The 23,017-nt window shown below is 70.8% G+C and carries 26 protein-coding genes; 13 read left to right on the top strand and 13 right to left on the bottom strand.

Annotated features, from left to right (window positions below):
- Positions 1 to 6: 6 nt before the first annotated feature.
- The 3 genes from OG210_RS16835 to OG210_RS16845 are packed head-to-tail and all read right to left on the bottom strand — an operon-like array spanning position 7 to position 1,490.
- The gene (locus OG210_RS16835; RefSeq protein ID WP_371537384.1) at positions 7 to 432 is read right to left on the bottom strand and encodes an acyl-CoA thioesterase; all 426 of its coding nucleotides are present in this window, start codon (positions 430 to 432) and stop codon (positions 7 to 9) included.
- Positions 433 to 460: 28 nt separating this feature from the next.
- Positions 461 to 667, bottom strand: coding sequence for a DUF397 domain-containing protein (locus OG210_RS16840; protein WP_371537387.1), 207 nt, complete (start codon positions 665 to 667; stop codon positions 461 to 463).
- Entirely contained in the window at positions 651 to 1,490 is an 840-nt protein-coding gene (locus OG210_RS16845; protein ID WP_371537390.1) for a Scr1 family TA system antitoxin-like transcriptional regulator, read from the bottom strand. Before OG210_RS16845 ends, OG210_RS16840 begins: the two co-directional genes overlap by 17 nt.
- 115 nt (positions 1,491 to 1,605) lie before the next feature.
- Here OG210_RS16845 and OG210_RS16850 point away from each other — a divergent pair, with 115 nt between their 5' ends.
- From OG210_RS16850 to OG210_RS16865, 4 genes are all read left to right on the top strand, one after another.
- Positions 1,606 to 1,821, top strand: coding sequence for a hypothetical protein (locus OG210_RS16850; protein WP_328328170.1), 216 nt, complete (start codon positions 1,606 to 1,608; stop codon positions 1,819 to 1,821).
- On the top strand, positions 1,818 to 2,024 hold the full coding sequence (locus OG210_RS16855; RefSeq protein ID WP_328328168.1) for a hypothetical protein: 207 nt from the start codon (positions 1,818 to 1,820) through the stop codon (positions 2,022 to 2,024). Before OG210_RS16850 ends, OG210_RS16855 begins: the two co-directional genes overlap by 4 nt.
- Before the next feature lie 257 nt (positions 2,025 to 2,281).
- A complete protein-coding gene (locus OG210_RS16860) occupies positions 2,282 to 3,349 on the top strand; it encodes an NlpC/P60 family protein (protein ID WP_371537395.1) in 1,068 nt (355 codons plus the stop codon).
- A gap of 4 nt (positions 3,350 to 3,353) precedes the next feature.
- A complete protein-coding gene (locus OG210_RS16865; RefSeq protein WP_328328163.1) occupies positions 3,354 to 4,301 on the top strand; it encodes a hypothetical protein in 948 nt (315 codons plus the stop codon).
- 81 nt (positions 4,302 to 4,382) lie between these two features.
- Here the strand turns inward: OG210_RS16865 and OG210_RS16870 are convergent, their stop codons facing one another.
- From OG210_RS16870 to OG210_RS16880, 3 genes are all read right to left on the bottom strand, one after another.
- Complete coding sequence (locus OG210_RS16870) at positions 4,383 to 5,996, bottom strand: PTS transporter subunit EIIC (protein ID WP_328328160.1); 1,614 nt, start codon at positions 5,994 to 5,996, stop codon at positions 4,383 to 4,385.
- Between the two features lie 54 nt (positions 5,997 to 6,050).
- The gene (murQ, locus tag OG210_RS16875) at positions 6,051 to 6,998 is read right to left on the bottom strand and encodes an N-acetylmuramic acid 6-phosphate etherase (RefSeq protein ID WP_371537398.1); all 948 of its coding nucleotides are present in this window, start codon (positions 6,996 to 6,998) and stop codon (positions 6,051 to 6,053) included.
- 155 nt (positions 6,999 to 7,153) lie between these two features.
- Positions 7,154 to 8,083: a MurR/RpiR family transcriptional regulator gene (locus OG210_RS16880; RefSeq protein WP_328328156.1), complete on the bottom strand. Its 930-nt coding sequence runs from the start codon at positions 8,081 to 8,083 to the stop codon at positions 7,154 to 7,156.
- 110 nt (positions 8,084 to 8,193) lie between these two features.
- Here OG210_RS16880 and OG210_RS16885 point away from each other — a divergent pair, with 110 nt between their 5' ends.
- A complete protein-coding gene (locus OG210_RS16885; protein ID WP_164262680.1) occupies positions 8,194 to 8,544 on the top strand; it encodes a hypothetical protein in 351 nt (116 codons plus the stop codon).
- On the top strand, positions 8,541 to 8,807 hold the full coding sequence (locus tag OG210_RS16890; protein WP_371537402.1) for a DUF4031 domain-containing protein: 267 nt from the start codon (positions 8,541 to 8,543) through the stop codon (positions 8,805 to 8,807). The genes OG210_RS16885 and OG210_RS16890 overlap by 4 nt, the downstream gene beginning before the upstream one ends.
- A gap of 9 nt (positions 8,808 to 8,816) precedes the next feature.
- Here the strand turns inward: OG210_RS16890 and OG210_RS16895 are convergent, their stop codons facing one another.
- Both OG210_RS16895 and OG210_RS16900 read right to left on the bottom strand, forming a co-directional pair.
- Positions 8,817 to 9,419, bottom strand: a complete 603-nt coding sequence (locus OG210_RS16895; RefSeq protein WP_328328152.1) for a Uma2 family endonuclease — start codon at positions 9,417 to 9,419, stop codon at positions 8,817 to 8,819.
- Positions 9,420 to 9,540: 121 nt separating this feature from the next.
- The gene (locus OG210_RS16900) at positions 9,541 to 10,770 is read right to left on the bottom strand and encodes a Cmx/CmrA family chloramphenicol efflux MFS transporter (RefSeq protein ID WP_328335486.1); all 1,230 of its coding nucleotides are present in this window, start codon (positions 10,768 to 10,770) and stop codon (positions 9,541 to 9,543) included.
- A gap of 287 nt (positions 10,771 to 11,057) precedes the next feature.
- Between OG210_RS16900 and OG210_RS16905 the strand changes: the two genes are divergently transcribed.
- Positions 11,058 to 11,309 carry a hypothetical protein gene (locus OG210_RS16905; protein ID WP_328328150.1) on the top strand — a complete coding sequence of 84 codons (252 nt, stop codon included), beginning with the start codon at positions 11,058 to 11,060 and terminating at the stop codon, positions 11,307 to 11,309.
- A 54-nt stretch (positions 11,310 to 11,363) separates the two neighbouring features.
- On the opposite strand, the gene OG210_RS16910 is transcribed toward OG210_RS16905, so the two are convergent.
- Entirely contained in the window at positions 11,364 to 12,023 is a 660-nt protein-coding gene (locus OG210_RS16910; protein ID WP_371537405.1) for a hypothetical protein, read from the bottom strand.
- Between the two features lie 195 nt (positions 12,024 to 12,218).
- Here OG210_RS16910 and OG210_RS16915 point away from each other — a divergent pair, with 195 nt between their 5' ends.
- Entirely contained in the window at positions 12,219 to 12,911 is a 693-nt protein-coding gene (locus tag OG210_RS16915) for a copper homeostasis protein CutC (protein WP_328328146.1), read from the top strand.
- A gap of 122 nt (positions 12,912 to 13,033) precedes the next feature.
- Here OG210_RS16915 and OG210_RS16920 read toward each other — a convergent pair whose 3' ends face one another.
- Both OG210_RS16920 and OG210_RS16925 read right to left on the bottom strand, forming a co-directional pair.
- Positions 13,034 to 15,118, bottom strand: a complete 2,085-nt coding sequence (locus OG210_RS16920) for a UvrD-helicase domain-containing protein (protein ID WP_328335485.1) — start codon at positions 15,116 to 15,118, stop codon at positions 13,034 to 13,036.
- A 281-nt stretch (positions 15,119 to 15,399) separates the two neighbouring features.
- Positions 15,400 to 16,845, bottom strand: a complete 1,446-nt coding sequence (locus OG210_RS16925; protein ID WP_371537408.1) for a DHA2 family efflux MFS transporter permease subunit — start codon at positions 16,843 to 16,845, stop codon at positions 15,400 to 15,402.
- A gap of 95 nt (positions 16,846 to 16,940) precedes the next feature.
- Here OG210_RS16925 and OG210_RS16930 point away from each other — a divergent pair, with 95 nt between their 5' ends.
- Both OG210_RS16930 and OG210_RS16935 read left to right on the top strand, forming a co-directional pair.
- Positions 16,941 to 17,711 carry a TetR/AcrR family transcriptional regulator gene (locus OG210_RS16930; RefSeq protein WP_328328142.1) on the top strand — a complete coding sequence of 257 codons (771 nt, stop codon included), beginning with the start codon at positions 16,941 to 16,943 and terminating at the stop codon, positions 17,709 to 17,711.
- A gap of 140 nt (positions 17,712 to 17,851) precedes the next feature.
- Positions 17,852 to 18,532: a DUF4232 domain-containing protein gene (locus tag OG210_RS16935; protein ID WP_371537413.1), complete on the top strand. Its 681-nt coding sequence runs from the start codon at positions 17,852 to 17,854 to the stop codon at positions 18,530 to 18,532.
- Positions 18,533 to 18,611: 79 nt separating this feature from the next.
- On the opposite strand, the gene OG210_RS16940 is transcribed toward OG210_RS16935, so the two are convergent.
- The gene (locus tag OG210_RS16940; RefSeq protein WP_328328138.1) at positions 18,612 to 19,448 is read right to left on the bottom strand and encodes a helix-turn-helix transcriptional regulator; all 837 of its coding nucleotides are present in this window, start codon (positions 19,446 to 19,448) and stop codon (positions 18,612 to 18,614) included.
- 146 nt (positions 19,449 to 19,594) lie between these two features.
- On the opposite strand from OG210_RS16940, the gene OG210_RS16945 reads away from it, so the two are divergent.
- The gene (locus tag OG210_RS16945; RefSeq protein ID WP_328328136.1) at positions 19,595 to 20,659 is read left to right on the top strand and encodes an aldo/keto reductase; all 1,065 of its coding nucleotides are present in this window, start codon (positions 19,595 to 19,597) and stop codon (positions 20,657 to 20,659) included.
- Positions 20,660 to 20,717: 58 nt separating this feature from the next.
- Here the strand turns inward: OG210_RS16945 and OG210_RS16950 are convergent, their stop codons facing one another.
- A complete protein-coding gene (locus tag OG210_RS16950) occupies positions 20,718 to 21,392 on the bottom strand; it encodes a TetR/AcrR family transcriptional regulator C-terminal domain-containing protein (RefSeq protein WP_328328134.1) in 675 nt (224 codons plus the stop codon).
- Positions 21,393 to 21,481: 89 nt separating this feature from the next.
- Between OG210_RS16950 and OG210_RS16955 the strand changes: the two genes are divergently transcribed.
- Together OG210_RS16955 and OG210_RS16960 are read left to right on the top strand one after the other, a co-directional pair.
- Entirely contained in the window at positions 21,482 to 22,456 is a 975-nt protein-coding gene (locus tag OG210_RS16955) for an alpha/beta fold hydrolase (protein ID WP_371537417.1), read from the top strand.
- A 120-nt stretch (positions 22,457 to 22,576) separates the two neighbouring features.
- Positions 22,577 to 23,008: a VOC family protein gene (locus OG210_RS16960; RefSeq protein WP_328328130.1), complete on the top strand. Its 432-nt coding sequence runs from the start codon at positions 22,577 to 22,579 to the stop codon at positions 23,006 to 23,008.
- The last annotated feature ends 9 nt before the right edge of the window (positions 23,009 to 23,017 follow it).

Raw genomic sequence — 23,017 nt, forward strand, 5'->3', positions numbered from 1 at the left:
GCTGGGTCAGAGGCCGAATGCGGCGGGGTCCGAGGCGAGGGACAGGAAGTACTCGCGCGGGCTCTCCACGAGCTTGCGTGCCGTGAGGTCCATCAGCCCCGCCACGGCCGTCACTTCCGCCGCCACGGTTCCGTCCGCCTTGCGGATGACCTGCTCGATCCGGAACGTCTTCCGCTCGCCGAACACGAAGGCGCAGGTGACCTCCACGTCGTCGCCGGCGCGGAGTTCACGCCGGTAGCGGATGGTCGTCTCCAGTGTTACGGGCCCGACGCCCTTGTCGAGCAGGTCGCTCTGCTGGATGCCGCCGTGCCGCAGCAGCGACCACCGGGCGTGCTCCGCGTACTGGAGGTAGACGCTCTGGTTGAGGTGACCCTGCGAGTCGGTCTCGTACCCGCGCACGCCGATGCCCACCGAGAACGGTTCTGCGGCCATGTGGTGTCTCCTTCGGGGAGTGGTGGACTCAGGCGTGCTTGAGGTCAGCTACGAACTGGATCCAGGCGGGCGCCCGGAACACGAGCGCCGGGCCGCCGGGGTTCTTGGAGTCCCGGACGGGGACGATGCCGGGGAAGGCGTCGGCTACTTCGAGGCAGTCGCCGCCGTCGCCGCCGCTGTAGCTGGACTTCTGCCAGGTGGCCCCGGACAGGTCATACCTAGAGGTGTGCTTCATGCTCGTAATCCTCCGCCACTGATTCGATCAGGGCCAGGGATTCTTGTGGTGACAGTGCACTGGCCCCGATCAGATCGTAAGTCAGTTCGTGTCGGGCGACCGTGGCTGGATCGTCCACCAGTTGTCCGCTTCCAGGGCCTTGCAGATAGGCCAGTGTCGGCGCCTGTTCGAAGCTCATCAACTTAAGTGAGCCGTTCAGCCCGGCATGTCCACCAGCCGAGAACGGCAGTACCTGCACGATGACCCGGTGTTTCCGTACCAGCGCTGCCACATGCCGCAGCGTCTTGGCCGCCACCGCAGCGCCGCCCACCTTCCGTCGCAGCACCGCTTCGTCAAGTACGACCCACAACAGTGGCGTTGTTGGGTCGGTCAGCAGGTGCGCCCGTTCCAGTCGTGCCGCGACCAGGGCATCGACCACGTCCTCCGTGGCTGTCGGCTGGTACGCCCAGAACACCGCCCGCGCGTACCCCTCCGTCTGCAACAGCCCCGGAATCAGCTGCGGCGCGTACTCCTTGATCGTCGTCGCGTCCGCTTCCGCCTCGGCCGCCGCAGCGAAGTGGTCCGGGTACTTGGACTTGGCCGCAGCCGCGCAGTTCCGCTCGAAGAAACCCCCCGTACCCAGGATCTCGTCGATCTGCCGGGCGTACTCCAGGTGCATCCGGCGGGTGCCCGCCTCCAGCTGGCCGATGAACGAGCCGCTGACGAAGAGTGGCTGGGCCAGTTCCTCCTGGCTGAGGCCCGCTCTCTCGCGGGCGTAGCGGAGTTCGGCGCCGAGGAGGGCGCGTGGGGAGGAGGACGGGTCGAGGTTCTTGGGTCCTGGCATGGGCAACTCCCGGTTCCACGGGTCGGCTTGTTGGGCCCTGGGTACTGTTCAGGCTAGTCCGGACCGGACACGCTGAGTGAGGAAATCAGAACACTCAGTGTGAGAGGCAGTGGTCATGACGCTGACGCAACAAGAACGGATCAGGGCGGCCGAGCAGGCCGTGGAGGACCTGCGGGCGGGGTTCAAGGAGGTCGGGGTCAGCCTGCCGTCGCTGCGGGTGGATCCGGTGTCGTGTGCGAACGCCGAGCCGTTGCCGCTGGTGGAGTTGGGGCGTTGCAACCTGGACACGGCGCTGCGGCTGGCCGCCGTACTCCAGCAGGCGCGGTCATGAGCGGGGCGGTCGAGTACGTCATCGACTCCCGTAGCGGGCGGGTCGGGCAGGTCATGGCGCGGGAGGGCGGCAACGTACAACTGCGCCCGCCCGGCGGCGGACGCGAGTGGGACTGTCCGCCGGACGCGGTGGACCCGGCGCTCCCGGGGGAGGTGCTGCGGGCCCGGGTTGCGGAGATGAACCGGGCGGGGCGGTTGCCGTGATACGGGGGAGCCCCGCAGTAGCGCCGGCGGCTGCTGCGGGGCTCGACTGCCCGGCGCCGAGGCTCCGTCAGGGAATGCTGCGGGAAATGGCCGAGTTGCCTATGGGGGGCGTTGCGGTACGCGGGGATGCTGGGATCGGCCGTTCGAGTGAGGGTAGTGTGTTCATAGGTTGAAGATCCCCCTATGCCCCGTGGTGGCGACCGCGAGTGCAGGTCGTCCGTCCGAGCTCCCGCACGTGACCTCTGAAAGTGGCGCCGATGAATGTGTCGACCGGCGGCGGACAGCTGCGAGGCAGAGCCACCGTAGCAGCCCTCGTCTGCGCGATCGCCCTGATACCCGGGCCGAGTTACGCGGCTCCGAACGACCCCGGGCCGGGGAACGACTCGTCGATCGAGCGGATCCGTACCGAACTGGACGGCCTCTACCGCCAGGCCGAGGTGGCCACCGAGGCGTACGACGCCGCCAACGAGAAGGCGACAAAGCAGACGAAGCGGCTGGCGTCGCTGCAAACGGAACTCGCCCGCGCCGAGGGCCGGGTGAACGACCTGAACGACCTCGTGGGTGCGGCGGCCAGGACGCAGTACCGCGGGGGCTTCCTCGCCTCCACGGGCATCCAGTTGCTGCTCGGTGACCATGCCGACCAGGCGCTGAACGAGGCATCCCAGACCCGCCAGGCCATGCAGGGCATCGCCAACGCCACCGCCACCCAGAAGACCGCCCGCACGGAGCTCGACGGGCGGACCGACGCGGCCGCGAAGGAGTTGCGCGAGCTGAAGCGCACCCGCGCGGACAAGGCCGGGGCGAAGAAGAAGATCGAGCAGAAGATCGCCGAGGCCGAGCGGATCGAATCGGGTCTCGAGGAGAAGGACACCCGCAAGCTGGCCCAGTTGGAGAAGCAGCACGAGGACGAGTCCAAGTCCAAGTGGACGGGCAGCGGGGGTTCTTCGGGCCGAGGCGGCAGCAGGACGAAGGTGAGCGGCGCGGCCGGGAAGGCCGTCGGCTTCGCCATGGCCCAGATCGGCAAGCCGTATATCTGGGGCGCCGTCGGCCCCTCGTCGTACGACTGCTCGGGGCTCACCTCCGCTGCGTGGGCGGCTGCCGGGCACCCCATCCCCCGTACCTCGCAGGCGCAGTGGCAGGGACTGACCCGGGTCAGCCTGGCATCCGCGCGGCCCGGAGACCTGATCATCTACTACAACGCCACGCACGTGGGCATGTACATCGGCGGCGGACAGGTCGTCCACGCGCCACGGCCCGGACGCACGATCACGACCGCGCCGGCCGCCTCCATGCCCATCCTCGGCGTCGTCCGACCCGGAGTCTGAGCAGATGTCCCAGTCACTGACACCCCGTGATGAGGGGAACCTGCCCGCGCTCAGCGCACAGCCGCTGATCCGTCTCGACGCGTACGTGGCCGAGGACGGGTCGACGGTGGTCAACGGGCATCTGCTGGAGATGGGCGGTATGCGGCCGCCCAACGAGGCGATCCTCGACGCCATCACCATGTTCGCCCGCACCCTGGGGGCCCCGGTGGCGGCGACCGTCATCGACCGCAGCGTGCAGCAGGTGGCGCGGCTTCGGGTGTACCCCGACGGCTCCAGCCGGACCATCGCCGAGAAGGAGGACCTGCCGCCCGGACCCGAGCGGACCGCCGCGGAGGAGGCGGCGTTTCCGCCGCTTGCCCGTGTCGAGCGGATCATCCAGCACGCGCGGCGCGAGGAGTTGCACGCCGGGTTCGTCCTCGCCAGCGCACTGCGGGAGCATCTGACGCTGCGCAGGGGCGCGGAGGACGAACTGTCCATGGAGGCAAGGGCGATCGAGGCGTACCTCGCCTATCTGCGCGGCGACTACACGACCTCCACCGTCCTCGCGCTGACCGTGGCGCGCATCCGCTGCCGCACCGACCTGAAGCGGGCCGCGCCCGAGGTGGCCCGTGCCACCGCGGCCTGGCAGCGGATGTCGGGCGAGGGGCAGGTGGGGACCCGGGGGCAGGAGCTGCTGCACATGTGGGAGCGGTTGGCCCAGGAGGGCCTGTTGCAGGAAGCGTCCCACCACACCATGGCCCAGGCCGTCCGGAGCCGGCTCGAACGGGGCAGCCAGTACGTGACGGGGCCGGCCACTGGTCCGGCGGCAGCCCTGACCGCGGGTCAGGGACCGGCGCAGGGATCTGCTCAGGGACCGGCTCAGGGGCCGGTCGCCCCCGAGGACAAGCCGCTCGCGCCCACCCGAAGGGGGCTGCGGCGCTTCACCAGGTGGCCGGGCCGGTCAGCCGACTGAGGCGCCGTCCGTCCCCCGTCTCCGCGCCACCCCGGCCCGTCCCGCGCTGTCCCGGCCCGGCCCGGCCCGTTCGGAATCGGATCAGGCCGTGCTCGGTGCGTTCTCGGGTTCAGGAGCGGTCGGGCCGGCGTCCGTCGGTGAGGCGGCCGGGGCCGTCGTCGGACCGCCCGCTGCTTCCGCCGCCTCTACGTTGAACTCCGCCAGCATCGCCCTGCTGAAGCCGAAGAAGTACGTCGCCACGAAGCCCGTGACATAGCCCGCCAGCAGGCCGCCCGCGTAGATCGCGATCGACGTGGTCAGCGTGTGGTCGCCCTTGAGCAGCGGGAACAGCGCCCAGCCCGAGGGGCCGATCGCTGTGGAGCCGACCGTGGTGCCCAGCTGGTTGAAGAGGCCGACGAAGCCGCCGCCGAACGCGCCGCCGATGCATGCCGTGATGAACGGGCGGCCCAGCGGGAGCGAGACACCGTAGATCAGTGGTTCGCCCACGCCCAGGAAGCCCGCCGGGAGCGCCGACTTGATCGTCTTGCGGATCGACGGGTTCTTCGGGAGGCGCAGATAGACCGCGATGGCCGCACCGACCTGGCCCGCGCCCGCCATGGCCAGGATGGGGAGCAGCACGGTGAAGCCCTGCTGCTGGATCAGCGTCGTGTGGATCGGGATCAGCGCCTGGTGCAGCCCCAGCATCACCAGCGGGAGGAACAGTCCGCCGAGGACGAAGCCCGCGCCCGCGCCGCCGTGCGCCAGCAGCCAGGTCGCGAAGGTGCCGATGGCGGTGGACACCTGACCCGCCACGTACATCAGGCCGAAGAGCGTGACCAGGCCCGAGGCCAGCACCGTGATGGTCGGGGTGAGGAGTACGTCCAGGGACTGCGGCATCCAGTGCCTGCACCACTTCTCGACGTACACCGCCAGTACCGCCGCGCCCAGTGCGCCGAGGACACCGCCCTGGCCGGGGGAGAGCTTCTCGCCGAAGGCGGTCACGTTCGTCACGCCCGGGAAGACGATGATCGCCGCGACCGCGCCGCCCAGGATGGGCGTCCCGCCGAATTCCTTCGCCGTGTTGTAGCCGACGAAGACCGCGATGAGCGCCATGAAGCCGGACGCGATGGCGGCGAGCGCCGGGGTGACGCCCGGCAGCCAGCCCGCGTTGACCAGCAGGCCGTTGATGCCGGCGATGATGCCGCAGCCGATGAGGGCGGGGATCAGCGGTACGAAGATGTTCGCGATCTTGCGCAGGAAGAGCTTGAACGGCGTCGCGTTCTTCGCCTTCCGCGCCGCCTTGATGGCCGCGCCCTGGGCGGCCAGCTCCCCGGCGCCGGCGGCCCCGCCGGAGGGGGCGCCCGCCCCGGCCGGTTCCGCTTCGGGCGCCGCCGCCCGGCCCTCCGCCACCAGCGCCTCGAACTCCGGCGTGACGCGGGCGACCGTGCCGGGGCCCAGCACGATCTGGTACGTGTCGTCCTCGACCACACCCATGACGGCGGGCAGCGCCTTCAGGGCCTCCTCCTGCACGAGCGAGCGGTCGGCGAGGCCCAGCCGCAGGCGGGTCATGCAGTGGACGGAGGAGGTGACGTTCCGGGCGCCGCCCACGAGCGGCAGGATCGCGGCGGCGGTGGCGCGGTTCTTGTCCACCGGAGTGGCCGGGGTGCCCGGGGCGCCGGGGGTGTCGGGAGTGTTCGGCGTGCTGGGAGTGTCCATGGTCCGTGGTGCCTCTGGTTCAGGTGGCGCTCCATCGGAGCGGGAGAACCAGAGTCAACGCGTGCGGGCCGTGGACTGGAGAGCGGCGCGCAGATGTCCCCCGGTCGCTTCGAGAAGGTGCGTTGCGGTGGGGGCGTCCACGGTGCCCAGGATGATGAGGATGGCGGTCTTCACCTCGCCCTCGGCCGCGGTCAGCGCCTTCTCGATCTCGGCGTCGTCGGCGCCGGTCGCGAGCGCGACGATACGGCGCGAGCGGGCCCGGAGCTTCTCGTTCGACGCCCGGACGTCGACCATGAGGTTCCCGTACGTCTTGCCGAGCCGGATCATGGTGATCGTCGAGAGCATGTTGAGGACGAGCTTCTGCGCGGTGCCTGCCTTGAGCCGGGTCGAGCCGGTGAGCAGCTCGGGTCCGACGACGACCTCGATGCCGTGCTCGGCGGCATCCCCCAGCGCGCTCTGCGCGTTGCAGGAGATGCCGAGGGTGAGGGCGCCGAGCGCACGGGCGTGCTCGACCGCGCCGATCGCGTACGGGGTGCGGCCCGACGCCGAGACGCCGACCACGGTGTCGTCGGCGGTGAGGTGCAGCGCGTCCAGGTCGGCCGCCGCGAGCTCCTTGGAGTCCTCGGCGCCCTCGACCGCCTTGACCATCGCGGACGGGCCGCCCGCGATCAGGCCCAGCACCTCGGACGGGTCGGTGTTGAAGGTCGGCGGGCACTCGCTGGCATCCAGCACGCCCATCCGGCCGGCGGTCCCGGCGCCCGCGTAGACGAGCCGGCCACCGCGTGCCATCCGCTCGGCGGTGGCGTCGATGGCGGCGGCGATCTGCGGGAGCTGCGCGGCGACGGCGGCCGGAACGGTGGTGTCCTCACCGTTCATCAGCCGGGCGATCTCCTCGGTGGGCAGCTGGTCGATCTCGGCGAGCTCGGGCCGGAACGCCTCGGTGGTGAGGGTGTCCAGCTGGGCGCGCAGCGCTCCGTAGTTGTTGGAGGCGGTGGAGGTCATGGTGTGCGGCTCTTTCCGGTTCAGCGCTTCTGCGGTCGTGCGGTGCGGTGTTGCGGGGTTGCGGTGCTGCGATCGCTCGGTCGGTGGGAGGCGGCTCTGCGGTGGTTCCGAGGGGGTGGTTCCGAAGGGGGTGGCTCCGTGGCGGGAGGAGGGGCTCAGCGGCTGCCGTTGGTGCGCGGGGTGTGGCGGTGGGCCAGTGCCTCGTACGAGGCGGCGAGCGCCGGGGCCGCCCGGTCGTACGTCCGCTGCATGACCCCGATGAACAGGCAGTCCACGACCAGTAGCTGGCTGGTACGGGAGGACATCGCGGCGGGCCGCAGTTCGCTCTCGCGGGCGGTGGACGTGGTGAGTATGTGGTCGGCGTACTGCGAGACGCGGCCGTCCGGGCGGCCGGTGATCGCGATCGTGGTCGCCCCGTGCTCGAAGGCGGTGTGCAGCGGCTCTATGACGTCACCGGTGGCGCCGGAGTGGGTGATCGCGATGGCCACGTCGCCGGAGCGGAGCTGCACGGCGTTGGTGACGGCGAGGTGCGGGTCGCTGTGCGCGTGCGCTATCAGCCCGATGCGCAGCAGCTTCTGCGCGAGGTCCTGGCCGACCAGCGAGGAGGCGCCGACGCCGTAGATGTCGATGCGGCGAGCGGTCGCGAGCGCGGAGACCGCGGCGCCGAGCTGGACGGTGTCCAGGGCGGCCGCGGTGTCGGCGAGGGTCTGCTGCTCGTCGTAGGCGAGCTTGGCGACGACGTCCGCGATCGGGTCGTCGACGGCGATGTCCGCGGTGACGGCGGGGGCCCGGCCGGACTGCTGCTGGGCGGCGAGCCCGGCGAGGGCGAGGCGGAGATCCCGGTAACCGGGGTAGCCGAGTATGCGGGCCGTACGGACCACGGTGGCCTCGCTGGTGCCGGTGAGTTCGGCGAGACCGGTGACCGTGAGGGCCGCGCAGCCTGCCGGATCGCCCGCGACGGCCTCGGCGACCAGCTGCATGGAGCGGGTCATGGAGGGGGCCAGGGTGCGGACCTTGGCGGCCAGGGCGGCGGGGGCGGGAGGGGCGGAAGCGCCAGTGAAAATTTCCTTCACGTTGTTGGTCACATGTGAAAGATATTTTCGCACCCAGGGGGCGTCAAGCCCCTGCGCCCGCCCCCTCCGTCCGCCGGCTCCTCGCCCGGCCGGTTCTCTCCCCGACCGGGGACAATGGAGTCATGGATCCCGTCACTCCCCTGGAACAGTCCCTGCACGAAGCGCGGGCTCTGGTGCTCGCCGATCTCGCGTCCCGCGATGTGGCCGAGGCCGATGTGGTCTCGCTGGTGGAGGACGCGGTGACGCATCGCCGCTGGTGGGTGGAGCAGTGGCCGCAGGGCGCCGAGTTCGTCGCCGGTCTGGTGGCCCAGGACGTCCAGGACGCGCTCCTCGAACGGTACGGCCGCTGGCCGCTCTGCCCCGTCTGCCAGGACCCGCACGCACTGGAGGTCGAGCCCGAACTGGGCCCCGACCCGCACTGGGTCTGCGCCAAGGAGGCCGTGATCGTGGCCCCGGTGGGCGCGCTCTCGTGACGCTGTACATCGACCCGCCGACCTGGCCGGGCCACGGCAGGATGTGGTCGCACCTGGTCAGCGACGTCTCGTACGAGGAACTGCACACGTTCGCCGCTGCGCTGGGCTGCCCGGCCCGTGCCTTCGAACGGGACCACTACGACCTGCCGTCGCACCGGTACGCGGACGCGGTGGCGGCGGGAGCGGTCGAGATCGGCTCGAAGGAGCTGGTACGCAGACTCACAGCGGCCGGGCTGCGCCGCCCGAAGGGGCGGTCGGCGTAGGCGGGTCTGTCAGACCGGGAAGGCGCCGGTGTCCAGGATGCCGCCGAAGGGGTCCGGCAGCTTCATCTGCTCGCCGAACGGGATGCGCTCGCTGTGCTTGTACGCGCCGTTCAGGGGCGCGCTGAAGAGAGTGGTCGTGGGGCCGTGTTCGTCGAACCGGTCGATCAGGAGATACGCGGGCACGGGTGCGTGCGCATAGGCCCAGAGCTTCTTGGTCCGGTCGTCCTTGGCGTTGCTCCTCGACGTGATCTCGACAACGAGCAGCGCTTCGGCGGCGTCCACGGGGTCGCTGGTGTCGGGGTCGGCCGCAGCGATGAGCGACTTCGGCATGACGACCAGATCGGGAACGTACAGCTTGCCCAGGGGGGCAATGTGGATGCCGAGGGTCTGGTAGATGCCCAGATCCTCGGCGAGTGTCCGGTACAGGACGCGCTGGATGGATTCCGCGATGCCGTTGTGATGTGCGTGTGGCGGCGGTACCAAGGCGATCTGCCCTCCGTCGATCTCGGCGCGCCACCCCTCGGGCACGTCCAGCTCCCGCCAGGCCCGCAGCAGGTCGTCCCACGGACGACGGTGCGGCATCCGGTCGTTCTCGGCCATCGCGGCGGTCATCGCGACTCCCTTCTTCGGTGGCCCGACGGGGCGAGCGTAGATCGACAGCGGTGGCCGGTCGCACCGCTTTGCTCAGCGTCCCACGAACGAGTGAGCGCCGCAGCAACCCTGACCCGGCAGGTCAGGCGGTCTCCGTCGCCACTGCTTCCGCTGCCTTCGCTTCCGCTGCCGGGGCGAGGTCCGAGGAGCGGGCCACTACCCGCGACTGGGACCTGTGCAGCCGCAGTGAGGCCGTCACCGCGATGATCGCCACCACTGTCATGGCCGCGCCCGCCCACGCCGTAGCCGCGAAGCCGAAGCCTCCGCTGATCACCGCGCCGCCCAGCCAGGGGCCGCCCGCGTTGCCCAGGTTGAAGGAGGCCGTGGTGGTGGCGCCCGCCAGGGTGGGGGCCGCGCCCGCCACGTTGAACATGCGGGCGTTCAGCGCCGGGGCCGTGTAGAAGGCCGAAGTCCCCAGCAGGAACGAGAGGACCACCGCAGCGGCCGGGTTGTGGGCCAGCAGGGCCAGGGCCACCAGGAAGACCGTCGAAGCCGCGATGCCGGTCAGCAGGACACCGAAGAGGTGCGCGTCCGCGACCCGGCCGCCCACCGTCGTACCGACCAGCGCACCCACGCCGAAGAGCGCCAGCACCGTCGGGACCCAGCTGTCGGCCAGCCCCGCCACGTCCGTGAGCAGCGGTGCCAGATAGCTGAACGCGCAGAAGACACCGCCGGCGGCGAGCGCCGTAATGACGATGGACAGCCAGACCTGGCGGTCGCGGTAGATGCTCAGCTCGGTACGGAGCCGGGGCCGTTCGGCGGGCAGCGGGATCCGGGGGATCAGCGTGGCCACCCCGACGAGGGCGATGGCCGATGCCAGGCCCACCGCCCAGAACGCCGAGCGCCAGCCCAGGTGCTCGCCGAGGAACGCGCCGGCGGGGACCCCGAGGACGTTCGCGATGGACAGGCCGCCGATCATCACCGCCATGGCGCGGGCGCGGGCGTTCACCGGCACCATCGCGATGGCCACCGCCGCGCCGACGGCCCAGAAGCCCGCGCAGGCGAAGGCGCTGATGACGCGCGAGGCGAACAGCAGCGCGTAGTTCGGGGCGAGCGCGCCCGCCACCTGGCCCAGGCCGAAGACGGTGATGAGGGAGATCAGGGTGGTGCGGCGGGGCAGCCGCAGGGTGGCGACGGCGAGCAGCGGGGCGCCGACCACCATGCCGATCGCGAAGGCCGATATCAGCAGGCCGGCCTGCGGGATGGACACGTTCATGTCGTCGGCTATGTCGGGCAGCAGCCCGGACAGCATGAACTCACTGGTGCCCAGCGCAAAGACCGCGAGCCCCAGGATGTGGACGGCGAGCGGCATACGGGCACGTTCGGTGGTAGCGGGCATACCAGGTGGCAACGACGGCGTAAGAGATCACATTCCCGCGCCGGGGGCCCACGCCGGGGCGGTGCGAGGCCCGCGCCCGGGGCGGGTTCGTGACGCCTTGTGAGCGTGGTGCGGGCGGGGCCGCTGGAGCGGGGGACGGGCTCCGGTGTGGCCGGATGGTGTGGCTGAGTGGTGCAGGTCTGGTGTTCCCAGGTGGTGCGGGTGGGTGGTGCATGGTCACGCTGTGCATGTCACGGGGGAGTTGGGGGAGGAGCACAGGCATGACGGTGAGCACAGAAGCCCAGGAGGCGGACGACGGGCCGGTGAACGGCGCGTACGTCATGGACACCCGGCATGGCCAGGTCGGCGAGGTCATCGGGCACGGTGCCGGGTTCGTAAGGCTGCGGCCGCCGGCGGGCGGCGCCGAGTGGGAGTGCCCCGAGGACGCACTCCGGGCGGTCACCGCACGTGAGCAGCTGATCGCCCGCACCGCGCTGGCCAACGCGCGCAGCCGGGGCGACGTCTGCCGGTGACCGGTTGACGTGGCTGACCCGGTTGGCCCCGGCTGGATCGGCTGCGTCAGGGCGTCAGAGCGTCAGCAGTTCCAGTTCCGTGGCCAGGTTCTGGCGTGCCCTCGGCTCCCACTGCGCCTGACCGTGGTCCGTGTGGAACAGTCTCGGCAGCCCGAGCAGTTCACGCAGGACCGCCGAGCGGCCCTCGCGGAAAGCCTGGTCCGGCACGAACGCGTACTCCTCCCGTACAGCCGCCGCGTACTGCCCGTACACGGCGGGGGTCGCCGCCAGGATCGCCAGGTCCGCGTCGGACAGCACCTCACCGTTGGTGTCGCCGGGCTGCGGATCGTGGCCGGCGGTCAGCCGGACCAGACGGGCCACCTCCGCCGTACGGGCCTCCGGCACCCCCGCCTCGGTGAGCGCCCGCTCGGCCAGTTGGGCGCTGCGCTCCTCGTTCTCCGAGCGGTCCGGCCGGTACACCGCGTCGTGGAACCAGGCGGCGAGCCGCACGGCCGCCGGGTCGGCCGCGTGCCCGGCGAGGGTGTCGATGTGATCCAGCACGGCAGTGAGATGGGCGGTCGTGTGGTACCGCCGGTGGGGCTCGGCCCAGCGCGCGAGCAGGTTCTCGGCGTACGGACCCGGATCGGGCGCCTCGGGCGCGGCGGAGCCTTCGCGGGCGGCGATGAGGGCCTGGTGCCAGCGGGTGGCGAGGTCGTGGGGCGCGTCCTGGGGCATGGGGCCATTGTGCCGGTGCCGGGCATGGTCCTGTACGTCCTTGGTACGGCCTTGGCGCCGCCTCGTACGTCCTCGGCACCGCCCTGTGGAGCCGGATCCGGGCTGCGGAGGCATGGGGCCGGGCCGTAGGGTGTCCACTGGACTAGACCTGTAGCCCGAAGCCCGAAGCCCGAAGCCCGCGAAGATGGGGAATTGATGAGCAACCGTGCAGTTCTGGAGGTGATCGCGCTCTCAGTCGAGGACGCGATCGCCGCCCAGGCCGGTGGTGCCGACCGCCTTGAACTCGTCACCGACATGGCGGCCGACGGACTGACACCGTCCCGTGAGACGTTCGCGGCGATCCGCGCGGCCGTCGACATCCCGCTGCGCGTGATGCTGCGGCTCGCCGACGGGTTCGCTGCCGGTGACATCGACGCGCTCGTGGCGGTGGCACGGAACCTGCGGGCCGAGGGCGCCGACCAGTTCGTGCTCGGTTTCCTGGACGCCGACGGCAACCCCGACCTGGTGGCGGTCGAGCGGATCGTCGCCGAGATCGAGGGCTGCCCGTGGACGTTCCACCGGGCGATCGACCGCGCGGCCGACCGCGACGCGCTCCGCAAGGAGCTCGCCGACCTGCCGGGGCTCGACACCTTCCTCACGGCGGGCTCGCCCACCGGGGTCTCCGACGGGATGCCGACCCTGCTCGCCGAGGCGGCGCGCAGCGGTCAGCCGGGGTACGAGGCGCAGATCCTGGTCGGTGGCGGGCTGCAGCTCGAACACCTTCCGCGGCTGCTGGGCGCGGGGGTCGACGCCGTACACATCGGGGGCGCGGCCCGGCCGGGTGGCTGGGAGCTGCCGGTCGACGCGAGTGCGGTGCGGGAGTGGCGGGGCGCGCTGGACGCCGGCTGAGGCTGTCCGGGGCTCCGGCCCGGACCCCCGCTCGGGGCTCCGGCCCGAATCCCGCGCCGGACCCGCTCCGGACCCCGCCCGGCCCCCGCTCCCGGCGCTCCGCCCGCGAGGCCGGCGCCGCCTCAGCCCAGTTGCTCCGGCAGCGGCAGTGCGTGCGTCACGACCAGGCCCGACACCGCCCTGGTGAGCGCAACGTACAGGCGGCGCAGGCCCGTTCGTACGTCGGGTTCGCCCGCCACCACCGCCGCCGGTTCGTCCAGGACCACGTAGTCGTACTCCAGGCCCTTGGCGAGCGAGGCCGGTACCAGCGTCAGCCGGGAATCGGCGCTGGTCTCCTGCCCCGGTTCCAGATGCGCGAGGCCCGCCGCCGTCAGTGCCGCCGACAGGGCGGGGATGCGGGCGTCGGCCGCGATCAGGCCCGTCGAGCCCTCGTGGCGCAGCGAGTCCCGGCAGGCGGTGACGGCCGCCGCGTCCAGGCCGTCGGGGTCCGGGACCGTCCGTACCTCCAGCGAGCCCGGGTTCTCCCGTACGGAGGAGACGGGCGCCAGCCCCGGTGACATGTGCGGCAGCAGCCGGGACGCGTACGCGATGACCTCGCGCGGTACGCGGAAACCGGCCGTCAGCTCCTCCACGTGCGCGTCGCCCTTGCCCAGGTGGTGCAGCGCCTCGGCCCAGCCGGACGTCGCCCAGGGCGTGGTGCCCTGCGCCAGGTCGCCGAGGATCGTCGCCGATCCGGTCGTGCAGCGGCGGCCGACCGCGCGGTACTGCATCGGGGAGAGGTCCTGCGCCTCGTCGAGGACGACATGGCCGAGCGAGTGCGTACGGGCGACCAGATCGCCCGCCTCGTCGATCAGTACGGCGTCCGCCAGGGACCACTTGGCGGACTTCACCGATCTGGCCGGCTTCGCCCACAGGATCGTCCGCTGCTCGTCGCCGGTCAGGATGCCCTCCGCGTGCACGGCGAGGAACTCCGCGTCGCAGAGCAGCCGCAGCACCAGCTTGTCCGGATCGACCTGCGGCCAGGCCGCCTTGACCACGGCCTTCACCGCGGGGTTGCGGGCCACCGCGTCCTGTACCCGGTCGTCGGGCGCCTCGCCCGCCTGTTCCATCCGGACCAGGACGGCGTGCGCGATGCGCTGCGGGAGCGCGTCGCGGGCGGCGCCGTAGCGGATGTCGCGGGCCAGCAACTCGTTGACGATCTCCTCCAGTTCGTACGCCGGGATCCGCCAGCGGCGCGAGCCCCGTACGACCATCGTGGGCTCGGTGGGCAGCGTCACATGCGAGCGCAGGGCCCGGCGCAGCACCTCCGCCATCCGGGCGTCGCCCTTGATGACGGCGGCCTCGGCGGTGTCGGTGCCCCTGATCTCGACGCCCGCGACCAGATCGTCGACCGTGGCCTGCTTGACCTCCAACTCGCCCAGGGCGGGCAGGACTTGCTCGATGTAGTGCAGGAAGGACCGGTTCGGCCCGATGACCAGGGTGCCGGTGCGGGCCAGCCGCTCGCGGTGCGCGTACAGGAGGTACGCGACCCGGTGCAGCCCCACGGCGGTCTTCCCGGTGCCGGGGCCGCCCTGGACACACACGGTGCCGCCGAGGTCGGACCGTACGATCTCGTCCTGCTCGGGCTGGATGGTCGCCACGATGTCCCGCATCGGTCCGACGCGGGGCCGCTCGATCTCGGCCTGGAGCAGCTTGCTGGTGGTGTGCTGGTCGGACGCGGCCGGGGAGGTCAGATGCTCGTCCTCGTACGCGGTCAGCTCACCGCCGGTGTAGCCGAAGCGGCGGCGCAGCCCGATGTCCATCGGGTTCTTGGTGGACGCCCGGTAGAACGGCTGCGAGACGGGGGCGCGCCAGTCGATGACCATCGGGTCGCCCTCGGCGTCGTGCACATGGCGGCGCCCGATGTAGAAGCGCTCGCCCTCGCCGCCCTCGGCGAGGTCCGCGCCGGGAGCGTGCTGGTAGTCGAGCCGGCCGAAGAAGAGCGGGGTGTGCGAGAGGTCGGCGAGCGCCTTGATGCGGTCGTCGATCTGCGCCTGCAGGACAGCGGCGTTGACCCAGTTCGCGGTGACGTCGCGGATGTCGAGCCCCTCGACGTCCTCGCGCATCGCGCGCAGGGCCGCGCGGGAGCCGGAGAGGTGCGCCCGTTCCCGGCCGAGCGGGTCGGCGGCCGTCTCGTCGAGTACGTCGTCGAGTACGTCGTCGGGAATGTCCTCGGGAATGTCCTGCGTGACGTGCGTGGGCACGGTGTGGCCTCCGGGCGGGTACGGCTGAGCGCGGCGTGACAGCCTCCGGTACCGGCCGGACGGCGACGCTCCCTGGGGGAGGCGGGGAAGCGACGATTGTAGTCACCTGGTGAGGGCGGGGGCCAACGGTTTTTTAGGGGCCTTTCTACGGATCGACGGAGGTCCCTTTCCGGAGACCGCTGTACGGGGACCGCTTCACGGGGACCCACGGCGATCCACGGGGACCGCGCCCCCGCACGGGAGGCTCAGCCGTGGGCCTGCTGGGCGTGCTGGGGCAGCAGGCCCACCAGCAGCAGTGTCAGGAGGCCCAGACCGGCGGTGATGCCGAAGACCAGTTCGGCGGCGGCGAGGCAGGAAGGGAGGGACAGCTGTCCGGCGCGGGCGAAGAACACCGTGCCGAGGGCGGCGACGCCGATGGCGCCGGCGAACTGCTGGACGGCGTTGAGCAGGCCCGCGCCGGTGCCGACTTCCTCGGCGGTGGCATCGCCGATGATGAAGTCGACCAGTGGGACGAACACCAGCCCGGAGCCGAAGCCGGTGAACAGCAGCGCGGGCGCCAGGTTCCAGACGGTGATGCCGGCGCCCCAGTGAGCGACGGACCACCACAGGGCCAGCAGGCCGATGACGGCGATGGACAGCCCCAGGTGCAGGGTGGTGCGTCCCAGCTTCTCGGCGAGCACGGCGCCCGCGAGCAGGACGGCGACGGCGGTGCCGAGGGCCCAGGGGATCAGGGTGAGGCCGGTGCGCAGCGGCGTCCAGTGCAGGCCCTGCTGCAGCAGCAGGTTGATGACCAGGACGAACGCGCTCAGTGACGCGTAGAACCCGGCCACGATCACCAGGCCGACGACGAAGCTGCGCTTGCGGAACAGCGACGGTGTGATGACCGGGTGCTCGCTGTGCCGTTGGGAGACGACGAACAGTCCGAGCAGGACGACCGCGGCGGCCATCATGACGTAGGTCCAGGCGGGCCAGCCGAGGTCGCGCCCCTGGATGAGCGGGACGATGAGCAGGGCCGAGGCCGCGGTGAGCAGGCCGACGCCGGTGAGGTCGAGGCGGGCCGCCGGATCCTCCCCGCCGCGGTGCGGCAGGACGCGCCAGGCGAGCGCGCCGGCGACGGTGCCGAGCGGGACGTTGATCAGGAAGATGGAGCGCCACTGGCTGCCGAACAGGTCCAGGTGGAGCAGCCAGCCCGCCAGGATGGGCCCGGCCACCATGGTCAGGCCCATCAGCGGGCCGACCGGGGTCAGCGCCTTGCGCAGGTGCCGGGGCGGGAAGACGACCTTCACCAGGGCCAGCCCCTGCGGGATCATGACCGACCCGCACAGGCCCTGGAGTGTGCGGGCGACGATCAGGAAGACCACGTGGGGGGCGAGACCGCAGGCCAGTGAGGCCAGGGTGAAGCCGGTCATGCCGAGCAGGAAGAGCCGCCGGCGACCGAGCAGGTCTCCGAGCCGCCCCGAGGTGACCAGGCCGAGTGCGAAGGCCGCGGTGTAGGCGCTGAGCACCCACTGCACCGTCACCTGGCCGCCGCCGAGGTCGGCGCGGATGGACGGGCCGGCGAGGTTGGCGACGCTGGAGTCGATCAGATCCATGAGGTCGGCCGTGACCACGACGATCAGGACGAGCCATGCGGTGCGCATCGGCAGTTCGGTGGGGGCGGGCGCTTGGGATGTGCGTTCGGTAATGGACACGAACACTGTTCTACAGTGGATCGGTGTTCCTGCCAATACGAACACTGTTCTTTGTGTTGTGGAACACCGTTCCCCGGCTCGCTAGACTTGCCCGTATGTCACCGACCCCGCAGCAACGGCGCGCAGCGCGGCACCAGCTCGGCACCGGCTCCGGCGCACCCGCGGCCCGACGTGGACCGTCCGGCGGGCGCAAGAAGCCGATCACGGTCGATGCCATCATCAGCACCGCGTTCGGCATCGTGGAGAGAGAGGGCTACGGAGCCCTGACGATGCGGCGCGTGGCCACCGAGCTGGAGACGGGACCGTCGTCGCTCTACGCCCACGTGGTCAACAAGGAAGACCTGGACGAGCTGCTCATCGGCCGTCTGTGCGCCGAGGTCGACCTGCCCGAGCCGGACCCCGCTGTCTGGCGTCGGCAGCTCATCGATGTCTGCACCCAGCTGCGCGACCAGTATCTGCGGTACCCGGGTATCTCCCAGGCGGCCTTCGCCGCCGCTCCGTCCAACCTGGACACGCTGCGCTTCAGCGAGGGAATGCTCGCCATTCTGCTCGCCGGGGGCATCGAACCGCAGGCTGCCGCCTGGGCGATCGACTCACTGTCGCTCTACGTCAACGCGTACAGCCTCGAAGTCTCCCTGGCCAGCAAGCGGCTCAGCAGCAGTGACGACAACTGGGTCGTCAGCCGCGACGAACTGCTGCGCCGATTCGCCGCGCTGCCCGACACCTTCCCCCAGACCAAGCGCTACGCCACCGAACTCACCGCCGGGACCATCCATGACCGCTTCGACTTCACTGTCGGCCTGATGATTGACGGGTTGCAGGGTTCACGGCGGGATCCGGACCCAGGGCCGGATCGGTCCGGATGACCGTACGACGACGTCTGGGCGGGCCGTGAGGTCAATACGCCTGTGACAGAACGAAGACCTCGTGGAGGACCCCCTGTAACTCGGTGCGAGATAGAAATAGTTCAGACCGCACGCACCGCCCAACTGCCTGGGGAAACACCATGAAGTACACCCGCATCACTGCTCTCGCCGCCGTCAGCCTCGCCGCCACCCTCTCGCTCACCGCCTGTGGCAGCGACAACTCCGCGCAGGGCTCGGTATCCAAGGACTCCTCGTCCACCGCGGGCTCCTCCTCCTCGGACAACCAGTCGTCCTCGGACACCGGCTCGAAGTCGCAGAGCAGCTCCGGCTCCGACGGCTCGCAGGCCGACAACGCGAAGTCGGGCTCCGGCCAGGACACCGCGGCAGAGACAACCTCGAACGGCACGGCGGCCGGCGGCAAGACCACGTTCTGCAAGACCAAGGACCTGGCCATAGACGCCGCGCCCGACTCGGCGGACCCCGGCAGGGTCAACATCACCATGATGAACCGGGGGGCGACCACCTGCTCGGCAACAGGCTTCGCGGGCGTCGACATCAAGGACGCCGACCACACTTCGAACCCCATCGAGCGCGGCCACGCCCAGCCCCGTATCACCACCCTCAAGCCCGGCGACGCCGCTGTCTTCGACATCGCCTACACCGCCGACAACAGCGGCAACAGCCTCTCCTCCCCGACCAACATCCTGGTCACACCCCCGAACGAGACCCACACCGTGACCCTGAACTGGCCCACCGGCGCAGGAGACATCAAGGGCGCCTACACCGACGTCCAGGTCTACCCCACCCACACCGTCAACTAGGGGTGAGGGGTGCGGTCGGCCCGCGTGGCCCATTGCCGTACGCGGCCCGGGACTTGACCGTCCCAGGGCAGTTGATCGATCACCGCTTCGCCGCCCGAGAGCGTGCGCACAACCGGTCCAGTGCCGACCGGCTGTCATCATCTGCCGCGCGGTAGATCACCAACCGCTGATCAGGATCCTGAAGTGGCATCAGCACTTCGAAGTCCACCGCGATCACGCCGACGTCAGGATGCCGCATCACCTTGTGCCCGCGGCCGTTGACCTTGATGTCCCGCTCGGCCCACATACGCGCGAATTCCTCGTCACGAGCGATGAATTCGGCGATGAGGTCGGTCAACGCCCGGTCCTCCGGATGCGCGGCCCACGCGGCGCGCAGGTGGGCAATCCCCTCCCTTACGACCCGTTCGCGGTCGACATAGAGCTCACGCACCTCCGGATGCATCAGGCACAGCCACATCGCATTGCGCTGCGACGGCGGCAGGGTGTCGAAATCCAGTAGCAGCCCTGCCATTTCGCCGTTCCAGGCCAGGATGTCGTACCGGTGGTTCATCAGCATGGCCGGCAGCGGCGACAGGCCGGCGACCAGCCTGGCCAGCGGCGGCGCGGCAGTGGAGGCGAGCTTGTCGGCGTTGCGGGGGCGCTGCTGGGCCAGGTTGAAGAGGTAGGCGCGTTCGTCGGGGGCCAGGCGCAGCGCCCGCGACAGCGCCTCCACCACGTCCGCTGAGGGCCGCAGCCCGCGGCCCTGTTCCAGCCGCACGACGTAGTCGGTGCTGACCCCGGCCAGCTCGGCGACCTCTTCGCGGCGCAGTCCCGGGGTCCGCCGGGCCTGCCGACGCGATGGCAGATCGAAATCGTCCGGGTCCAGGCGTTCGCGCCGGGCCCGCAGGAACGTGGCCAACTCCTGTGTCGTGTCCACGGTTGTTGTGTCCACGGTTCGGGTCATCACGCTCGATCAACAGCCGGGGTAGGACTGGCATTCCCAGGAACTTCTCTCCCTTATCCCGGGCTCGCGGCGGTCACAGACTTGTCTCCGGCAACGGATCACAAGCACAGGAGGACACGATGTCTCTCACCCTCGACACCTACCGGCTGCTGGGACGCTCAGGTCTGCGGGTCTCACCGCTGGCGCTGGGCGCTGCGACCTTCGGTACCGAATGGGGCTGGGGCGCCGAACGGGACGAGGCGCGCAAGCTGTTCGACCTCTACGTGGAGCGCGGCGGCAATTTCATCGACACCGCCAGCACCTACACCCATGGCAGTTCCGAGCGCCTGCTGGGCGAATTCACCCGCGACAACCGCGAGAGCCTGGTGCTCTCGACGAAATACTCGACGCTGCGCCGGCCCGGCGATCCGAATTCCGGGGGAAGCCACCGCAAGAGCCTGTTCGCTTCGGTGGAATCCAGTCTGCGACAGCTGAATACGGACTACATCGATCTGCTCTACCTGCACATGTGGGATTCCACGACGCCGGTCGATGAGATCCTGCGCGGCATGGACGATCTGGTCCGGCAGGGCAAGGTCCTGTACGTGGCGATCTCCAACGCCCCGGCCTGGCAGGTGTCGCGTATGCAGGCGATCGCCGAGCTGCGCGGCTGGTCGCCGCTGGTCGCGCTGCAGATCGAATACAGCCTGATCGAGCGCGCCGCGGAACGTGACCTGATCCCCATGGCACGCGAGATGGGCCTCGGGGTGGCCCCGTGGTCACCGCTGGCCGGCGGGGTGCTCACCGGCAAGTACAGCCGCGACGACCTGACCGCGGCGAACGCCGCATCCGGCGACGGCACCCGCAAGAGCGTCACCATCGCCAACGGCACGCTCACCGAACGCAACCTCGCCATCGTGGACGTCGTGAAGGAGGTCGCCACGGAACTGGGCCGCACAGCCGCCCAGGTCGGGCTGGCCTGGACCCTGCAGAACCCGGGCGTGACCGCACCGACCATCGGCGCCCGTACACCGGCGCAGCTGGAGGACAACCTGGGCGCCCTGGAGGTCGACTTCACCGCCGCCCAGCTGGCCCGCCTCGACGAGGCCAGCGCGATCGAACTCGGCTTCCCGCACGACCTGCTCGCCAGTGACCTGGCCCGCACGCTGATCCACGGCGGCATGAAGGTCGAAACCCGCCGCTGAGTCACCCCGCCGATGCCCGGCCGGGCGCCGGGGTGTTCGCCGGGGTGTTGGCGGAGGGTCAGCCCAGCACTCCGGTGAGGGCGCGGGTGAGCACGGTGGCGAACCGGTCGCCGGGGACGCCGCCTTCGGGCCGGGCGGCGGCGAGCAACGTGGAGATACGGGGGTGGGTCCCGGCGCCGGCCACGTGACGCAGATACGAGGTCTGGCGCTGGGCACCGGGGTCTGCGGCAGCCAGTTCGTTCTGGACGAACAGCGCGGTCAGAGCGTTCAGTACGGCGAACGCCTCCAGTTTGTGGGCGGGTTCGGCGGGATGGCCGGCGAGCACGTCGAGCAGATGCTCCAGCAGGTCGGTCCCGTGCGGGCCGAGGACGGGGCGCGTGACGACCAGGGGCGGCAGCCACGGGTGGCGGCGCATGATCCGCCGGGCCTGGTGGGCGATTTCCAGCAGGTCCGCCTGCCAGTCGCCACTGGGGGCGGGCAGGCGGTATTCGGCGGCGGTGCTGTCGGTCATCAGGTCGAGCAGGTCGTCGCGGGTGGCCACATAGCGGTAGAGCGAGGCGGCTCCCGTGCCCAGGGCCGCGGCGAGGCGGCGCATGGAGACGGCGTCCAGGCCCTCCCGGTCGGCCAGTTCCACTGCCGCGGCGGTGATTTCGGCACGGCTGCGCTCGGCCCGGCGCCCGACCGCTGCCTGTTCCGGCCGCAGCCAGATCGACGGTTCTCGCTGTGCTGCCACTGCCACCTCCCGCGTTGCCGCCACTCTACCTTTCTGGGTACGGTGTTCGCGAACGACGTTCGCAATCGACGGGATGAGAGAGAGCCGCCATGCCGCGCTCCGCGCACCACGACGGAATCCGGATCGCCTTCGAAGACCTCGGCGGAGCGGGCGGCGACCCGCTGCTGCTGGTGATGGGGCTGGGGACCTCGCGGTTCTGGTGGCCGGACGGGCTGGTGGACGAACTGGTGCATCGCGGCTTCCACGTCGTGGCCTACGACCAGCGCGACGCCGGCCAGTCCACGCATCTGCCCGACCGGCGCGAGGGCTCGCCGTTCGCAGCCCTGCTGCGCCGCACGCCCCCGGCCTACAGCGCCGAGGATCTGGCCGACGACGCGGTCGCCGTTCTCGACGCGCTCGGCTGGGAACGCGCCCACCTCTTCGGCCACTCCCTGGGCGGGCTCGTGGCGCAGCGCGTCGCGATCCGCCACCCGGAACGCGTACGGACTCTCACCACGTCCTCAGCCGTACCCAGCGACGCGAAGGGCCTGAGCGTCCTGCGCTATCTGCGCCTGACATCCCTGATCCGGTTCGCCAGGCTGCACCACCCCGAGACCCCGCAGGGCAACCTGGCCCTGGCTCTGGCCGCCGCCCGCATCCTGGCCGCGCCCGGCCGGCATATCGACGAGCACGACGTGCGTGAGCTGGTGGACAAAGAGGCCGCGCACCAGGTCACCAGCTTCCGCGATCAGAAAGCGCAGAGCCGCCAGATCGGTGCGAAGTGGCACGGCGGCCCGCTCGCCGCGATCACCGCGCCGACCCTGGTGCTGCACGGATCGGGGGACCCGTTGCTCCGTGTATCGGCCGCACGCGACATCGCCGCCGCCGTCCCCGGCGCCCGCCTGCGCGTCCTGCCGGGTGTCGGGCACTTCCTCACCGGCGACGTCCGGGCCACGTACGCCGACGAACTCCGTACGCTCGCCGACCGTGCCGCCGAACTCCGTACGCTCGCCGACCGTGCCGCCGAACTCCGTACGCTCGCCGACCGTGCCGCCCAGCAGCCACGCACCGTCGGTGAAGACTGATCCGGTGCGGTGGCGTGCCGTTGCACCGAACGGGTGCGTGGGTGGTGTGGCTGACGTCCTTCCCGAGGAAGGCTGCTGATCCTGATGTCTGTCAGGGCGTCCAGCTGAAGGGGCAAGCCGTTGCAGGTCGAATTCGTCACGAGCATCGCGCCGATCGTGCGGGACCGCGAGGCTGCGCGAGCGTTCTATCAGGGCGCTCTGAACCTGACCTTCGAAGGCGGTGAAGGCGACTACGTCTTCACCCACAGGCTGGGCGGCGTCAAGCACTTCGGGCTGTGGCCGCTGGCCGAGGCCGCTCGCGCCTGCTTCGGAACCGAGGAGTGGCCGACAGATGTTCCCATCCCTCAAGCCAGTGTGGAGTTCGAGGTCCTGGACGTCGCCGGGGCGGCCGAGGAACTGAAGCAGCGCGGCTACCGGCTGATCCACGAGGCCCGGACGGAGCCGTGGACACAGGTGACCGCGCGACTGCTTAGCCCGGAGGGGCTTCTCATCGCTGTCTGCTACACACCCCAGTTCCACGAAGGTGCGGACCGGCAGACCGACGGGGGCTGATCCGGCCCC

This window comes from Streptomyces sp. NBC_00466 (assembly GCF_041433995.1).
Lineage (GTDB): Bacteria > Actinomycetota > Actinomycetes > Streptomycetales > Streptomycetaceae > Streptomyces.

What these genes read in the sequence shown, in the direction of transcription:
- OG210_RS16835 (WP_371537384.1), bottom strand. Translation starts at nt 432, where the DNA reads ATGGCCGCAGAACCGTTCTCGGTGGGCATCGGCGTGCGCGGGTACGAG.
- OG210_RS16840 (WP_371537387.1), bottom strand. Translation starts at nt 667, where the DNA reads ATGAAGCACACCTCTAGGTATGACCTGTCCGGGGCCACCTGGCAGAAG.
- OG210_RS16845 (WP_371537390.1), bottom strand. Translation starts at nt 1,490, where the DNA reads ATGCCAGGACCCAAGAACCTCGACCCGTCCTCCTCCCCACGCGCCCTC.
- OG210_RS16850 (WP_328328170.1), top strand. Translation starts at nt 1,606, where the DNA reads ATGACGCTGACGCAACAAGAACGGATCAGGGCGGCCGAGCAGGCCGTG.
- OG210_RS16855 (WP_328328168.1), top strand. Translation starts at nt 1,818, where the DNA reads ATGAGCGGGGCGGTCGAGTACGTCATCGACTCCCGTAGCGGGCGGGTC.
- OG210_RS16860 (WP_371537395.1), top strand. Translation starts at nt 2,282, where the DNA reads ATGAATGTGTCGACCGGCGGCGGACAGCTGCGAGGCAGAGCCACCGTA.
- OG210_RS16865 (WP_328328163.1), top strand. Translation starts at nt 3,354, where the DNA reads ATGTCCCAGTCACTGACACCCCGTGATGAGGGGAACCTGCCCGCGCTC.
- OG210_RS16870 (WP_328328160.1), bottom strand. Translation starts at nt 5,996, where the DNA reads ATGGACACTCCCAGCACGCCGAACACTCCCGACACCCCCGGCGCCCCG.
- murQ (WP_371537398.1), bottom strand. Translation starts at nt 6,998, where the DNA reads ATGACCTCCACCGCCTCCAACAACTACGGAGCGCTGCGCGCCCAGCTG.
- OG210_RS16885 (WP_164262680.1), top strand. Translation starts at nt 8,194, where the DNA reads ATGGATCCCGTCACTCCCCTGGAACAGTCCCTGCACGAAGCGCGGGCT.
- OG210_RS16895 (WP_328328152.1), bottom strand. Translation starts at nt 9,419, where the DNA reads ATGACCGCCGCGATGGCCGAGAACGACCGGATGCCGCACCGTCGTCCG.
- OG210_RS16900 (WP_328335486.1), bottom strand. Translation starts at nt 10,770, where the DNA reads ATGCCGCTCGCCGTCCACATCCTGGGGCTCGCGGTCTTTGCGCTGGGC.
- OG210_RS16905 (WP_328328150.1), top strand. Translation starts at nt 11,058, where the DNA reads ATGACGGTGAGCACAGAAGCCCAGGAGGCGGACGACGGGCCGGTGAAC.
- OG210_RS16910 (WP_371537405.1), bottom strand. Translation starts at nt 12,023, where the DNA reads ATGCCCCAGGACGCGCCCCACGACCTCGCCACCCGCTGGCACCAGGCC.
- OG210_RS16915 (WP_328328146.1), top strand. Translation starts at nt 12,219, where the DNA reads ATGAGCAACCGTGCAGTTCTGGAGGTGATCGCGCTCTCAGTCGAGGAC.
- OG210_RS16930 (WP_328328142.1), top strand. Translation starts at nt 16,941, where the DNA reads ATGTCACCGACCCCGCAGCAACGGCGCGCAGCGCGGCACCAGCTCGGC.
- OG210_RS16935 (WP_371537413.1), top strand. Translation starts at nt 17,852, where the DNA reads ATGAAGTACACCCGCATCACTGCTCTCGCCGCCGTCAGCCTCGCCGCC.
- OG210_RS16945 (WP_328328136.1), top strand. Translation starts at nt 19,595, where the DNA reads ATGTCTCTCACCCTCGACACCTACCGGCTGCTGGGACGCTCAGGTCTG.
- OG210_RS16955 (WP_371537417.1), top strand. Translation starts at nt 21,482, where the DNA reads ATGCCGCGCTCCGCGCACCACGACGGAATCCGGATCGCCTTCGAAGAC.